General features: G+C 38.3%; 14 protein-coding genes. 7 read left to right on the top strand and 7 right to left on the bottom strand.

Annotation, left to right across the window (positions count from 1 at the left end):
- Positions 1-14 precede the first annotated feature (14 nt).
- The 4 genes from ACHUE3_RS07140 to ACHUE3_RS07125 are packed head-to-tail and all read left to right on the top strand — an operon-like array spanning position 15 to position 7,172.
- Positions 15-1,739: an autotransporter assembly complex protein TamA gene (locus ACHUE3_RS07140; RefSeq protein WP_394191528.1), complete on the top strand. Its 1,725-nt coding sequence runs from the start codon at positions 15-17 to the stop codon at positions 1,737-1,739.
- Complete coding sequence (gene tamB / locus ACHUE3_RS07135; protein WP_394191526.1) at positions 1,739-5,437, top strand: autotransporter assembly complex protein TamB; 3,699 nt, start codon at positions 1,739-1,741, stop codon at positions 5,435-5,437. The genes ACHUE3_RS07140 and tamB overlap by 1 nt, the downstream gene beginning before the upstream one ends.
- A 41-nt stretch (positions 5,438-5,478) precedes the next feature.
- The gene (locus ACHUE3_RS07130; RefSeq protein ID WP_394191524.1) at positions 5,479-6,273 is read left to right on the top strand and encodes a hypothetical protein; all 795 of its coding nucleotides are present in this window, start codon (positions 5,479-5,481) and stop codon (positions 6,271-6,273) included.
- Between the two features lie 29 nt (positions 6,274-6,302).
- Positions 6,303-7,172, top strand: coding sequence for a peptidylprolyl isomerase (locus ACHUE3_RS07125; protein WP_394191522.1), 870 nt, complete (start codon positions 6,303-6,305; stop codon positions 7,170-7,172).
- 46 nt (positions 7,173-7,218) lie between these two features.
- Here the strand turns inward: ACHUE3_RS07125 and queF are convergent, their stop codons facing one another.
- On the bottom strand, positions 7,219-8,064 hold the full coding sequence (queF, locus tag ACHUE3_RS07120) for an NADPH-dependent 7-cyano-7-deazaguanine reductase QueF (RefSeq protein ID WP_394191520.1): 846 nt from the start codon (positions 8,062-8,064) through the stop codon (positions 7,219-7,221).
- Positions 8,065-8,123: 59 nt separating this feature from the next.
- Here queF and syd point away from each other — a divergent pair, with 59 nt between their 5' ends.
- Positions 8,124-8,663, top strand: a complete 540-nt coding sequence (gene syd, locus ACHUE3_RS07115) for a SecY-interacting protein (protein WP_394191518.1) — start codon at positions 8,124-8,126, stop codon at positions 8,661-8,663.
- 38 nt (positions 8,664-8,701) lie between these two features.
- Here syd and ACHUE3_RS07110 read toward each other — a convergent pair whose 3' ends face one another.
- Both ACHUE3_RS07110 and ACHUE3_RS07105 read right to left on the bottom strand, forming a co-directional pair.
- The gene (locus ACHUE3_RS07110) at positions 8,702-9,475 is read right to left on the bottom strand and encodes a Zn-ribbon-containing protein (protein ID WP_394191516.1); all 774 of its coding nucleotides are present in this window, start codon (positions 9,473-9,475) and stop codon (positions 8,702-8,704) included.
- 13 nt (positions 9,476-9,488) lie between these two features.
- On the bottom strand, positions 9,489-9,755 hold the full coding sequence (locus ACHUE3_RS07105; RefSeq protein WP_394191514.1) for a hypothetical protein: 267 nt from the start codon (positions 9,753-9,755) through the stop codon (positions 9,489-9,491).
- A 368-nt stretch (positions 9,756-10,123) separates the two neighbouring features.
- Here ACHUE3_RS07105 and ACHUE3_RS07100 point away from each other — a divergent pair, with 368 nt between their 5' ends.
- On the top strand, positions 10,124-10,756 hold the full coding sequence (locus ACHUE3_RS07100) for a GNAT family N-acetyltransferase (protein ID WP_394191512.1): 633 nt from the start codon (positions 10,124-10,126) through the stop codon (positions 10,754-10,756).
- Between the two features lie 322 nt (positions 10,757-11,078).
- Positions 11,079-11,345 carry a DksA/TraR family C4-type zinc finger protein gene (locus tag ACHUE3_RS07095; protein WP_394191510.1) on the top strand — a complete coding sequence of 89 codons (267 nt, stop codon included), beginning with the start codon at positions 11,079-11,081 and terminating at the stop codon, positions 11,343-11,345.
- 89 nt (positions 11,346-11,434) lie between these two features.
- Here the strand turns inward: ACHUE3_RS07095 and gloA are convergent, their stop codons facing one another.
- The 4 genes from gloA to ACHUE3_RS07075 form a co-directional block, all read right to left on the bottom strand.
- The gene (gene gloA, locus ACHUE3_RS07090) at positions 11,435-11,836 is read right to left on the bottom strand and encodes a lactoylglutathione lyase (protein WP_010388396.1); all 402 of its coding nucleotides are present in this window, start codon (positions 11,834-11,836) and stop codon (positions 11,435-11,437) included.
- Between the two features lie 54 nt (positions 11,837-11,890).
- Complete coding sequence (locus tag ACHUE3_RS07085) at positions 11,891-12,922, bottom strand: serine hydrolase domain-containing protein (protein ID WP_394191508.1); 1,032 nt, start codon at positions 12,920-12,922, stop codon at positions 11,891-11,893.
- A 193-nt stretch (positions 12,923-13,115) separates the two neighbouring features.
- The gene (locus tag ACHUE3_RS07080; RefSeq protein ID WP_394191506.1) at positions 13,116-13,829 is read right to left on the bottom strand and encodes a substrate-binding periplasmic protein; all 714 of its coding nucleotides are present in this window, start codon (positions 13,827-13,829) and stop codon (positions 13,116-13,118) included.
- A 213-nt stretch (positions 13,830-14,042) separates the two neighbouring features.
- On the bottom strand, positions 14,043-14,816 hold the full coding sequence (locus tag ACHUE3_RS07075) for a MipA/OmpV family protein (RefSeq protein WP_394191504.1): 774 nt from the start codon (positions 14,814-14,816) through the stop codon (positions 14,043-14,045).
- Position 14,817: the final 1 nt, after the last annotated feature.

Below are 14,817 nucleotides of genomic sequence, written 5' to 3'. Positions count from 1 at the left end.
AGTAAGGAAATTACTTGCCTAGTCGTGTATTTGCGCTCATCGCAGCAGTATTCTTTTTTATATCGTGCAACTTAGTTGCCGCTTCCCAGGTTGTAAAGAGTTACGATATCAATGGTATTAGTGGTGAGCTTGAAAAAAATGTAGAGTTGTATTTAAAGCAACTTGAGGGAGAAAAGGCCACAAGTACGCTGTTAAGTCATGCTAAAAAGCAAGTTGCAAATAGCTTAAAGGCACTGGGGTACTATAAGCCTAATATTAAACTAAACTATATCCCCGAGTCCCAAGAGCTTGTTGCCACTATTGAACGGGGCCCTGCAACACGTTTAGCTGATATTCGTATCACTGTAAATGGAAGCGGGAATGAAGATCCGCAATTAATAGATGTAGTAAAATCAATTAAGTTAAAACAAGGTGATATTTTAAACCACAGCCATTACGATGCAGCTCGCAAAAGAATTGAAAGCCAATTGCTCGAGTTGGGTTATTTCGATGTTAAGTGGCAAACTCACCAATTAGCGATTTCTCTAAAATCAAATAGCGCTGAAGTTATTTTAACCTTCGATACTGGGGTTAGGTATCAATTCGGTACGCTAATCTTAGGTGAACAAACCCCGGCAGAGAAATACATTCGCTCACTTGCTGAGTTTAAGCAAGGGGAGCAATATCAAGCCTCAATTGTTTCAGAGTATAACCTCTCTCTATCTACAACCCCTTATTTTAATAGTGTTCGGGTTTATGCTGATATAGCAAACCGTTCAAACCAACAAGTACCAATAAATGTAGATGTATTGCATAAGCCTGCAAACAGCTTCGAAGTGGGTGGTGGTTTTGACACTGACTTAGGGCCTAAAGTGAGGTTCAAATGGTCAAAACCATGGATCACAGAAAATGGTCATTACCTTGAAAGCAACTTAAATGTAGCTGAAAAACAGCAAGATATATCACTTGGCTATACTGTGCCAGTTGACAATCCTAATGACGATTTATGGCGTTATTCAATTGGTTACAAGCTTGAAGATGAAATAACTGATGATATTTACAGCAAAATATTTACTGCACAATTGCAACGACAATGGTTGACTGAGAGCGATTGGGTACGAACTGCATTCATCCGTCGTGACTACGAAAACTATCGGTTTGGAGATGATGAACAAAGCTCCAAAATGTTGATGCCCGGCATTAGTTACGCTAAAAAAGAGACCAAAGGTGGTACAACACCCTATTGGGGTGAGCAATGGCTTATTTCAGCAGAGTTTGGTTTAGAAGATGCGTTTTCAACAACCAATATTATACGAGTACAATTTCAAAATGCATGGTTACGCACTTATTTGGATAAGCATTTACTTTTTTTAAAGGCAAATGTAGGTGCTATGTATGTTGATGACATTAATAATGTGCCTTTATCTCTTCGCTTTTACGCAGGTGGTGATCAAAGCGTGCGAGGCTTTGCTTACGAGTCAATATCGCCAGAGGATGAGGAAGGACGCTTAATAGGTGGTAAATACTTACTTTCAGGTACGGTTGAATACAACTACCAATTTGCACAAAGTTGGAGGTTAGCGTTATTTATTGATAGTGGTACGGCAAGCAATGATTTTTCGGACCGAGTTGAAGTGGGCGCTGGTTTTGGCTTTCGTTACCTCACGCCTGTTGGGCCTGTTAGGGTTGATCATGCTTGGGGATTAACAAAAGAAAGTAAAAGTACACGATTAAGCATTACAATAGGGCCTGAAATTTAATGTCAAAAATGAAAAAAATTACAGCCGCACTGACCATCGTAGTCAGTACTCTAGCAGTTTTCCTATTTTGTTTGCTATTTACAGCTCCGGGAAACCAATTACTTGCGTACACAGCAAATAAATTAGTTGATGGACTTTCTATTAATATTAAAGACGGTCGCTTTTTATATAATGACGCGTTTGACGTTGACTATAAGTCACCGAGTCTAAACTTTACAGCAAAGCAGTTAAAACTCGACTTATATTGGTGGCACTGTGATGGACTTTGTATTGAAAACCTCAGCGCTAAGGCTATTAATTTAAACATTAGCGAAACTCAAACTGAGGGTGATAGTTCTAAATCTGTTGATGACGAATTATTAAATGACTCACCCGACGAAAAAATGGCACAGATTAGCTTACCTTTTGCTGTGTCAATTAAACGCGTTGCAATAGCTAACTTTAACTTGTCACATTCTAGTGCAGATGTAATGGTTCAGCAATTTCAATTAAGTGCTAAAGCGAAAGATTCTTTATTTACCTTAAAGTCCTTGAATGTACAGCAAATTGACGTGCAACTAAAGCAGAGCGAACAGCCATCAGTTGAACCTTTAACTGCATTGGCGCCACTACCTAATATTGAATTTAGTTCACCTATTAATGCAAATGTTGAGCAAATGGCAATAAATTTAGTACGCATAACCCAAGGTGAGCAAGAGCACGAAGTTAAACATATAAATACAGCCCTTTCGCTGCAAAAAGACCAGCTGGTGTTGCAAACACTCAGCGCAGATTATTTACAATGGCATCTTTCAAGTGAGCTAAAAGCAGAGCTAAAAGGGCGCACCCCTTTGAGCGCTAAAGTTGAAGTTACAAGTACAGAACATCAATTAACTTTACTCGCCAGTGGTGATTTAACCGACCTTCAACTTGATGCAACCACGCAAGGCCTTTACCCATTATCAGCTAAATTAAAAGTTGATCTAAAAACGGTAAACTTTCCTTTTACGCTAAAAGCAAATATTGCACAGTGGCAGCTAAACACTCAAAGCAGCCCGTTAACGGTGGAAAATTTTGATTTAAATGGTAAAGGTAACGCGGATGACTACGTGTTAACGCTTACGGGAAGGAGTCAACTAGGTGCCTACCCTGAGGTAAACCTAAATGCGATGTTAAATGGTGGATTAACTCAAATAAACGTGGAGCAACTTGCTTTAGCCGCTAATGAGAGCAGTGCAATGCTAAAGGCATCAGCGAACTGGGATAATGGTATAAAAAGCCAATTTTCTGGAAAATTAGACCAACTTAGAGCGCAATACTTAACGGATGTCATTACCAGTGATATTTCTGGTCAATTTGCTGGTTCTTTCGAGGCTGCGAATGATAACTGGCAGTTAACTATGCAAAATAGTCAACTAAAGGGGCTCATTGATGATGTTAACTTTAACTTTGTGTCAGACTTTGATTTAAATAGTGATTTACATGCAAATATAAAAGTATTTGAGTTAACAAGTGGTGAGAATACACTGTCTTTAGCGGGGAATATCGAGCAGCAATGGAATATTGATGCAAAGCTACATTTAGATAAACCAGAACAAAAAAAGCTGCCTTTCACGGGTGTAGGAAATGGGAACCTTTCAATACGAGGCAAACGTTTAGAGCCAATAATTAACTTAGACTTAGCCTTACAGGATTTAACTTATGATGATATAGCAGTTGCAGCATTATCTATTAAATCTGACTTTAATTATGCAGCTGACTGGCAAACGAATGCCAGTATTAAGTTAACGGATGCTCAACTTGGCGGGCAGCATATTAATAGCCTAAATATAAATGCAACAGGGGACAAGAAAGACCATACAGCGCAGTTTGAATTAGATGCTCTCGAAGGTAAAGCTGAATTTGAAATAGCAGGAGCGCTTGTTAATAAGGTCTGGCAAGGGCAGCTAAGCAATGTGTTATTGACAGATAATACAATACAATTAAAAGCAGTTCCTAAAGTAGCTGTAAGTTTTGACACAAATACTGGCGACTTTTCAGTTGATAAACATTGTTGGCAAACTAAAAATAGTAAGTTATGCATTGATAAACTTAAGCAAGTTAATAAGTCGGGGCATTTAGCAGCTAAGTTGGATAATTTAGATTTAACTGAGTTAAAACACTTATTACCTCATAACGTAATTACTAAGGGGGGCTTTGATGGAGTAATTGAAGCTAAGTGGCAAGCCGCTAGTTTAAGTGTGCTCACAGCTTCATTGCAATCTCATCAACTGTCAGCCACATTTATTGATGATGAAAAACGGTATCAGTTACCAATTGAAACGTTTACGCTAAAAGCGAGTTCTGATGCAGTTAATGGCCAACTCCAAGCTAATCTTAGTTCTAGCTTGATAGGAGATATAAGTGCTGATATTTCAGTGCAAGATTTACCTTCTAATCAGGCATTATCAGGCAACATAAACATAGATGAAATTTTACTTACAGATCTGCAACCTTTTATTGGCAACCTTGAACAGTTAAAAGGCAGTATTAGCGGTCAGGTTGCACTTAGTGGTTCTATAACTGATCCGTTGTTAAATGGTAAAATTAACGTCGCTCAATTAAATTTACAAGGCGACCAACTCCCTGTTTCAGTCGTTGATTCAAATATTGATATCGGCTTTGATAAAACAACGGCTACTTTAAATGGCAAGATCAATGATAGCGAAGGTGGCAAAATTATCCTCACTGGCGATATCGATTGGGGAGGAGAAAAGCCTGCAGTAAATTTAGACTTAGACGGTGAGCAGTTTTATGTTAGGGCACAGCAAGGTGTACTCTTTAAGGTATCGCCAGATCTAAAAATTAACCTCGCAGCTAACACGTTCAAACTAGCAGGCAAGGTTGTGGTGCCTTATGGCCGAATCACTATTGAAGAATTACCAGAAGGAGCTGTGCAGGTCAGTGACGATGAGATTATTATCGATAAGCAAGTAGAACAGTCCAATGAAATGCCATTTGATTACGATGTTGATCTAAAATTGATTGTAGAAAATGATGTACGTATTGATTCGTTTGGGCTTGAATCTAAAATAGCGGGTAACTTGGCCATTAAAATGGATCAACAAACTCCCATGATTACTACTGGTGAGCTAAACTTACTTAAAGGTACTTACCGTGCATTTGGGCAAGACTTAATTATTACTAAAGGACAGATTGGTTTTAGTGGACCAATTGATAAACCTTACTTAAATATAAAAGCAATACGTAACCCTGAGAATACCGCGAATGATGTGGTAGCGGGTATTACATTAACAGGAAATGTTGAGCAACCTTCTTTAAAAGTATTTTCAGAGCCGGCGATGGATCAAGGGCAGTCATTAGCTTATCTTTTAAATGGTCAGCCGCTTGATGAAGGTGATAGCTCAACAGACGCCATGTTAACTCAACTATTATTAGCGCAAGGGGTGAGTCGCAGTGAAGGCCTTGTGTCAAAAGTAGGCGAAACCTTTGGCTTATCAGATGTTAGCCTCAGTTCTAAAGGCAGTGGAGATGACACCAAAGTTGAAATTTCTGGTTATGTTGCCCCAGGAATCCAAGTGAAGTACAGTGTTGGAGTATTTGAATCGTTGAGTGAAGTGGCTATTCGTTATCAGCTCCTCTCTCAATTGTATGTCGAAGCGACCAATGGCTTAACCAGAAGTGTAGACATACTTTATAAATTTGATTGGGATGAATAAACATTAAAGTGAATAGACTCTTAATTATTGGATGCATATTAATGTCATTTATGACTGCGGCTGAGGATTTAACAGTCCGTTATACTGCGGGTGGGCACCCATATATCAAAGAGTTGCTTAAATTAGTGCTAAGTAAATCAGACATCACCATCAAACCAATTGAAGTTGACAAAATCCCGACACAGACTCGTGCTATCCGCCTTTTAGGCGAACAAGATGGCATTGATGTTTTCTGGACGGTAACCAGCCCTTCTTCTGAAAAAAAGGCAAAAGCGATATTAATACCTATAGTAAAAGGGTTGATGGGATATCGCATTGCATTAATACAAAATACAAGAAAAGATATTTTTTCAGGTGTTACTCATTCAGGCCAACTGAGCCCTTATACATTTGGCTTACGCCAGGATTGGCCTGATACCGCTATTTTTCAAAGTAACCATTTAAAAACTGTTGAGTACGGACAAGGAGCAGATCCAATGAGTATGCTCACCAGTGGTCGTTTTGATGCTTTACCATTTGAAATATTCGACCTCGCAAGTTTACACAATGAGCAAGTTGTTGGTGATCAATACATTGCTATTCGATACCCAAGTGCAGTGTACTTTTTTGTTGCTAAAAACGATTTGAAGCTTCATAAGCTGATAGAGTCAGGCTTACTAAAGGCTATCCAGGATGGCTCATTTGATATGCTATTTAATCAACACTTTTCACAAGTTATTAAGCAGGCAAAATTAGGTAGTCGTCATATTATCGAGCTTAAAAACCCATTACTGCCCCCAAGTGCGCCTATTCACAATGCACATTATTGGCTTGATAAAAATAAATTAAAGCAATAACCTATATAAAAACCTTATAAGCCTTTGTTATGCGTAAACACTTTTCTGCAGTTATTTTCACCTCTTTACTACTTCATTCGCCTTTAATAAATGCTCAGCAGCCCAGTGCAGCTGCCATCATTGAACAAGCACAACAATCACAGTGGCGACAAGTCGATCCTAGCAACGTGCTTAAAATATCTTTACCCACAGGTGACGCTTACGTTGAGTTAAACCCGCTTTTAGCACCAAACCACACTCAGAATATTAAGCGTTTAGCTAAAGAGGGCTTCTATAAAGGCTTGAACATGTACCGCTTTGTTGAAGGTTTTGTGGCGCAAGGGGGAGATGCAAGTGGTAACAAAATCACAAAAACAGCTAATAAAAAGATACCCGCAGAGTTTTATCTGACGACTCCAACAGCACTGACGATTACTGAACTTGATAAAAGTGACGGCTACGCCCCAATTACTGGTTTTATAAATGGGTTTGCTGTGGCTCAAAATGAGACAAAAACCCAAACATGGCAAGTACATTGCCATGGGATTTTTGCTATGGCCAGAGGAAACGAAACGGATAGTGGGGGGACTGAGTTTTACACCACAATTGGAAATAGCCAGCGTTATTTAGATAGAAATATAACCGTTTTTGGTCGAGTGTTAGAGGGGATGGAGTACTTTAACCGATTGGATAGGCAGCCAATTGATGGGAAAGCATTTAATCCTATTACTGATGTGCAGGTATTAAATGATATCGCCAAAGATGACAACAGCCAGTTTGAGGTAATGCGTACGGAATCCGCTGCGTTTAAAGCACTGATCGAGGCCCGTAAAAACCGCACTGAAGCGTGGTTTGTTACATCACCTGGTTACATTGATGTGTGTTCAATGCCCATCCCGACACGCCGTATTTCCCGATAATAAGGTAAACTAGCCCCAAATGCATGGGGTTAGTTTTTGTTAACGGCTACTGGCGGTTTATTTTTACATTAAATGGCACGGTGTCATTACTTGTAGAGCGGTATGGATTAATGTCTAAACCACCTCTGCGTGTATAACGTGCATAGACTTCTAAATTTGATAGCTGTAGCTGAGTATTTAAGTCGCAAAAAATACGTTCTACGCATTGCTCATGAAATTCATTATGGGTTCGAAACGAAATTAAATACCGCAGTAACGACTCTTTACAAATTTTCTCACCAGAATAGCGAATAATGATACTTGCCCAATCAGGTTGTGAAGTAATTAAACAATTAGATTTGAGTAGGTGACTGTGGAGTGTTTCAGTTACATGCTCATTGGATGCGCTTTTGAGGTTTTGAGCATCTAAATCATAACTATCTATTTCAATGTCTAAATCGTCAATACATACACCAGGCAATGGGGTGCAAGGTAAGCAGTTATAATCATCAGGGCTATATAAAGTAACCTTTACAGGCATTGCAACGGCCTTTGATAAGTCATCAGTTAGTGCGCTTTTTACTTTCTCAATTGAATCAAATCGTGTTTGATTAAAACTGTTTAAATAGAGCTTGAACGATTTAGATTCAATAATATGGCTTGTTTGGCAAGGGAACTCAAACAATGCGACAGCAACCATCGGTTTTCCCTTATTATTTAACCAAGATATTTCGTAGCCAGTCCATATATCTTGCCCTTTAAAGGGTAACTGCGCTTCGTTGATGTTTAAATCATCACGATTAAGCTTGCGCGCAATAGGAAAAAGTAAGCTAGGCGTGTAAATATCTACGTACTCTGTCGATTGACCAAGAACGCTGTCTTTTAGTTCAGGTGAATTGCTGTAATCTGTCATGTTGCGTCTTTTATAGTTACAATACGTTTATTATACCTAAAGCTAATGAGTTTCGCAGTATGTCTATTGTTAACAACTTAGAACAACTCCATAAAAAATTTGCTCAACATACCACACAGAAAACCGGTAGATTCCCTCTAATAGAACAAGATAGTAATTGGCCTAGCCCCTGTGAGATTGGTGATGTGGATGAGCATGGTCAAATACAATGGCAAGCAGTTCATCGTGAAAACCCTGGATCATTAATTGATTTAGCTAAAGCACTGGATGTAACGTTTCCTGAAGCACTGAACCAGTATTATGGGTCTTTTTTTGGCGGCTGTATTATCGCTACAATCGAAGAACATGAAGTAGAGTTATTACAAGCTTGGAGTGACGATGATTTTGACTTACTTCAGCAAAATATTACGGGCCATGTTTTAATGAAGCGCAAGCTAAAGCAAAAGCCTAGTGTATTTATTGGTTTAACTGAACAAGAAGACTTATTGGTTACTGTATTACTAGAAAGTGGGGAAGTGTGCTTAGAGTATGTAGGTAAACAACCGCACCATGTACTTGCTCCTAACCTTGAAGAGTTTGTAAAAGCGCTCAAAGTTTAAAGTATTAGCGGAGTACAGCTTACTCCGCACCAATTTGATTACTGAAAATCCCATGATATGTTTGATACTAAACCGCATGGCTCGCATCTGAAATCAAATAAACCAAACCATGGTTCGGCTAGCTTCCAATCACCATTGCAACTTGGGCACTTACGAGCCAATTCAGACGCTTTATCTTTCCCGCCTACTCGGTATAAATAGTAGTAAACCGGTTTTTTAGTTAAAAACTTAATACGTTTAGCGATATCTTTGCCACGACGAGACAAATCGCTTTCTATATTTGATATTTCATCCAGTGCTGGGAACTCACATCGTGTTGCGCCATTAATCTGAATTTGGTCGCATGCTTGCCAATCTTCTTGCCATTTTATAAGGGTTTTATAATCACCGTTTGCAATAGCAGGGATATTAAATAACGGTACAGGCAAAAAGTCATCGCCACAATACAGAGGACTACAGGTATGCACGTATGTTGTATAGAGAATATAAGATGATGGCGCTTGGCAGCTATCCGCGCCATTTGAATGAATGTCTTGGCCAATCACTTTTACTTTAGGCGCTAATAAACCTGCATCATGTAGCTTGTCAATACTGTGTTTTACAAATGGGCTGTGATTCAAAGGATGCATAGCATCATCGGTCGGGCACATTACACGGGTAACAAAATAGCCATCCTTGAGTACTGTTGGGAACTCTTCTCCCATGATTTGGCCGTTAAAACGCAACGCATTCACTAAACGTATAATCGCTTGCTCAGCATTTTCTAAGGTCGTATCTTGGTAACAGTCGAACGTTAAATCAACAACAAACATGTCATTTTCTCAATTAATTTTTGCTAAGTAATGCTAACAATGTATCTAATTTAGCTTCAATGCGATCTAGTTGGTTATGATTTGCAGCGTGTTTGCTTTGTTCAACCGGTTGTTTTGTCAGACTGTTAATTGAATCTGGATTATTCTTGTATTGGCTAACAGCAGCAATTATAACTGGCATTGGAACAGGTTGAGACAGCCTATTTTTAGTCAAAGCAACGGTGGGAGTTTTGCCTTCTTCAAGAAGGGCTTTTATAGCATCTAAAACAACAGCATTCATGTAATTAAAAGACTCTTAGATTTGTATGAGACGCAGTAGTGCGACACGTGTGTATAGTATCAATTTACACACGAGTGCTCAATGTTGACAGTATGACAACACAAGCATCAACATGATGGACTTTTACAGTTTAACTTGCGCTGAATTTGCGTTTTGTTACAGATAGGAATATACCTATAAGTAGCAACATAAAAATAATCAAAATAACAATACCAACTATAGCAAAAGAGTGATCGTGTCATACGGTAAAAAAGTAACTATTACAAAGCAAATTTATTCACTAGCTTTCAATACAATAATACCCGTACAGAACAGCTCACTCATAATTTGAGTTCGCTTTAACTAAATTGGTACAGTAAGGATGACTTATGACAACTATCACGCCAGACGATGTATATAACGTACAGTATATTGCAGCTGAAGATATTAGCATTGCAGCAAGTTTAATTTATCAAGCGTACCATGATGATCCTGTTCTGCAGAAAATGCTCAACTACTCAGGAGATGATTTAGCAGCCTATGAAAAAAAATTACGAGCGTTAATACGTGAAGAACTAAGTACATTTTGGCAGGAAAAACAACCGCTGATTGGTTTGTACAAAAACGATAGGCTCAAAGCTGTAGCGTGTGTATTTGAATCAAACAGCCAACTGCAGGCACAGCGCTATTGGCACTGGCGTTTAAAATTGATGCTAAGCGCGGGTTACTTACAGACAAATCAGTTAATTGAAAAAGAACAAACCATTCGCGATGCACTGAAAGAGCAAGGAAATTATTACTTTTTAGCCTTTATTGCCGTTGACCCTCACTTTCAAGGCGAAGGGCTTGGTCGCTATTTACTACGAGGCCTTGATGATTTAGTAAAAAGTAATGCTCAAGCAACAGGTATGGCTGTATTTGTTACCCAAGAGCAGCATATTGCATTTTTCCAAACTGAAGGGTTTGAAAAGCTAAAAAAACTAACATTTAATAACGTCGAGGGGGAGTTATTGTTTAAGTAACTGTTGCTCTTAGATAAAGCTGAACTGCCAATATTAGAAGTTCGTTATTATACAACCTGAACTCTGGTTAAGAGATTTAACAATATATTGATATTAAATCACAAATATATTTATTAGCCTCCAGCCGGAGACTTTTAGCGATAACAAGGCAAATTTACGCGTCAATAGCTGGTCTATTGTAACTAAATTCCAAGCAGTTAGCGTTGAAGGTAGCCACTGGCGATAGAGTTATTATCCAAAGTTCATGTTAAATATATTCAGTAATTATAAACATTCCATTTGTTACCCTTACCTTAAATGTCCAACTTAATAAGGAGGGTTTATGGCAAGCGGATGGGCACGAGATGGTGCTATTCAAGAACAAATTGACGCAAGCGTTAATGATGCCGTTCAGTATGCTAGGGTTAACCTTGTTTCTGGTACAAGTGCAGAGTTATGTGAAGAGTGTGATGAGGAAATACCACAAGCTAGAAGGCTTGCACTGTCGAGCGTTCGCTATTGTGTGACTTGTCAAAGCAAAATAGAAGGTGAGCAAGCGCTCGGTAAAGCTTTTAATCGGCGTGGTAGTAAAGACAGTCAGTTACGATAAAAAGGTGCATACAGCACCTTTTTTAATATCGTATCAGAGTTGAGCTTAGATAATTAAAAAGGGGTTAGTAAACCTATTAAATAAATTTACTAAAATTTATTCATGTTCTCTTTTTTCTGAATAAGTTCAATTGAGTAGCCATCTGGATCTTTTACAAACGCAATTTCTGTTGTACCACCCTTTACTGGTCCTGGTTCACGGCTAACGTTACCACCAGCGCCCTTAATATCTTCACAGGCTTTATAAATATCATCAAACTCAATGGCGATATGACCATAGGCATTACCTAAATCGTAGCTGTCGGTATCCCAGTTATAGGTTAGTTCAAGTACTGTCGTGTCAGTTTCATCACCGTATCCTACAAAGGCGAGGGTGTAGCGGTACTCTTCGTTATCAGCACGGCGTAACTCTTTCATACCGAGCACTTGAGTATAAAACGCAATTGATTTATCTAGATCAGCAACCCGTAACATGGTGTGTAGTAAACGCATTTAAACCCTCTTAAAATTCTCATAAATTTTGATAACGCAGCTACTTTGTAACGACTACTGCTGCGCTGTTAAAATATCAATAACCCGATTATAAATTATTTCTGTGAGCATCACAGTATCATCGCCATTAGTATTTATAAACTGTACAACGACTGTATCGATATCCTTATAATAACGAGCAATGCTTGAATACCCTAATACCCAACCCGTGTGTTCATACTTATAAAGCGATGTATACAAAGCTTGCTCTTGTTCGTCGAAAAAAGTGCCTTTGTTTAAAGCAATAAGAAAGTCGCCTATATCTTGTGCGGTTGCCACATAGCCTTGATCTAGTGCTTTAAAATCATTCTCATAACCTACGTAGTAACCACTCATCAAATCTACTAAATTTATTTCATGCACTGATGAAAACGTGTTCGTTAGGCCCAGTGGCGTTAAAATTTCATCTTTAATATATTGGTTGTGATCATAACCCAGTACGTTAGACATAATTTTTCGCAGCAACAAATAATTAGTATTAGAATAGCCATAATCAGCATCAGGGCTAAAGTCCGCGGGTTTATCGAGCACTAATGCAAGTGGATCAGGGTAGGTGATTGACCAATCAAAATTATGGGTGTCTGTGTAATTGGGTATGCCACTTCTGTGCTTTACCATCATTCGCAATGTAATTTTATCTGCGTTTTCAATGCGACCAATTAATGATGGAAGATAGTCAGCCAGTGTTTTATCTACATCAATACGTCCAATGGCTGCAAGCTTAGTTAAAGCCGCTGCGTCATAAAGCTTTCGGATACTGCCTATTTTAAATAGTGCAGATGGATAAGCTGGGATGGCAAGTTGCCTATTATGCCAACCTTGGGCATAAAGTTGAGGCTTTTCACCTTGCTTATGAACGTAAACAATGATGCCATCCAAACCTTGCTCTACAGCCTGCGCTGCCTGTTGTTCAATTGAAGTAGGCAATGGGTAGAAGTAATACACAGCAAACTTCCATGGCGCGAAAAAGTAAATACTCATAATAGTAACAACGGCAGCAGCTATACGCATAAGTGTAATTGCTTTTTTACTTTTTAATTTATTCATGGCGATTTTTCACTGAGTTTGGTTAGATTTACATACTCAAAAAAGTGTATGTTGTCTGATTTAAAGCACGTATCTAGGTTGAGTACCCATTCAACTGCAAATATTAACTTTGAATATATGTATGAAGGTACTCGAACATAAAAGAATATTTATAAAATATCAACTCATAGTGAGTACTTTATATATAACGCTTTTAAAGCAACGCTGGTGGGGTTATTTGACGGTTTATATGCTGGTTAATTGTATCCATAATATGTGGAGCATTCTTTACCTGTTTATTTAAATATAAATAGACGGGAAACTCATCAATTTTATAAAATGTCAGCTTTAAATCAGCATGTTTTGCTTGTTCAACGCGAGTCGGTGATTCATAACCCAAAACACAATCAGCTCTTTTGTATTTAAGTGCCTTTACTGCACTATCATGATTTTGCGCGTGAAGCTCTATATTATAGCCGCCTTGCTCATTAATTTGTTTTTGTGTGCCATAGGTATACCCAGACAATAAAATTAACCTGAGTTGCTTTAGATCATTTAATGTTTTTATGTTTAGTGAATCATCTAAACATACAGCTCCTAATACAATCCGGTAGATTGGCAAGTTACTTTTCAAAAAATTATTAGGCGTAGAAATAAAGCTTTCGATTACTGTAGAAAAATCGACTCTACCTTGTGTGATGTATAACTTAGCTCTTTTATTGGGCAGTTCTACGGCGGAATATGTTAACTTTGCATCATTAAATATGTACTTAACTTGTTGCGCAATAACCCCTGCTACATTTTCGTTTTCACTGTAATGGTAGGGTGCAAAATTTACATATCCCCACGTTAAAGAGCGTGAATCATTAGTTGCAAAAGCCGCCGGATTAAAGAAGAGCAACATTGCAATCAAGTATAAGCGATTCATGATAATTATGAGCACCTTTAAGAGTAACGGAACCGTTGTTCAATAATTACATAAATTCCCAATAACGCAAACATGATGAATAATATAATTAACGGTTAACTTAGTTTGACATTGCCAAAGCTAAAACTCTGTTTTAATTACTGCTTAGTGCAAAATCAGGTGAAACCTTAGGGTAACAAGGTTACTCCTAAAGTGAATTTTTAGCACTCACGCTTAAAAAAAGCGCGAGAACAATAAGCGTAGTGACAAACTATTGTCAGTATCAACCAGTGGGCTGTCAGTTATATTTGAATCGCTTAATGTATAATCAACACTTAAACGAGTGAATCCGTCAAAGAATATTGGTGTCGCAACTGAAAAACCGATCGTCGTGTTTAAAGCGCTGTCAGCTTTATAAGCCGGTCTTAACGTTGTTGCCTCATAATCTCTCACGCCATAGTAATAATTCACATGATTAGCATCAAGATAACTAACTGAAATTGTAGGCTCATAAAAAATAGGACCGCTCTTAAATGCACGCCCAAGTGATGCTTTTAGCTCGTAGCCATTGGATTTATTAAGTACGTCAAACATAGACGATAAACCTACATTCCAATCATTACGCTCATACTTAACTCCCAAACCAGCATCAAATGAAAAGTCTCTTTCATCCATTCCAATAAAAACATCGCTGTCTGAGCTATCAAAACCTTGAAATCGAGGTGACGCCTGAGCTGATAACTTAATCCCATCTTGGTTCAATACATCATAGCTAACAAAAGGGCCCAATACAGAGAGCCTATCACCTCTATACCCTAATATTGGTAAAGGAATAACCCGTCGATCATATCCTTTATAAAGTTCTTGCTTAACACCTAAGCCAAACCCATATAAAAAACCTTTTGGTTCTAGACGTTGTCGTACTTCTCCTCGATCATCAGCGAGAACGGGTGTAGTAAGGCACAGGGCTAGAGTCCCAAAAGTAAATAAACTAATATTTTTGTACATT

The sequence above is a fragment of the Pseudoalteromonas atlantica genome (assembly GCF_043641955.1).
GTDB classification, from domain to species: Bacteria; Pseudomonadota; Gammaproteobacteria; order Enterobacterales; family Alteromonadaceae; genus Pseudoalteromonas; species Pseudoalteromonas atlantica_A.
This window is presented reverse-complemented; position numbering and strand designations above follow the sequence as displayed.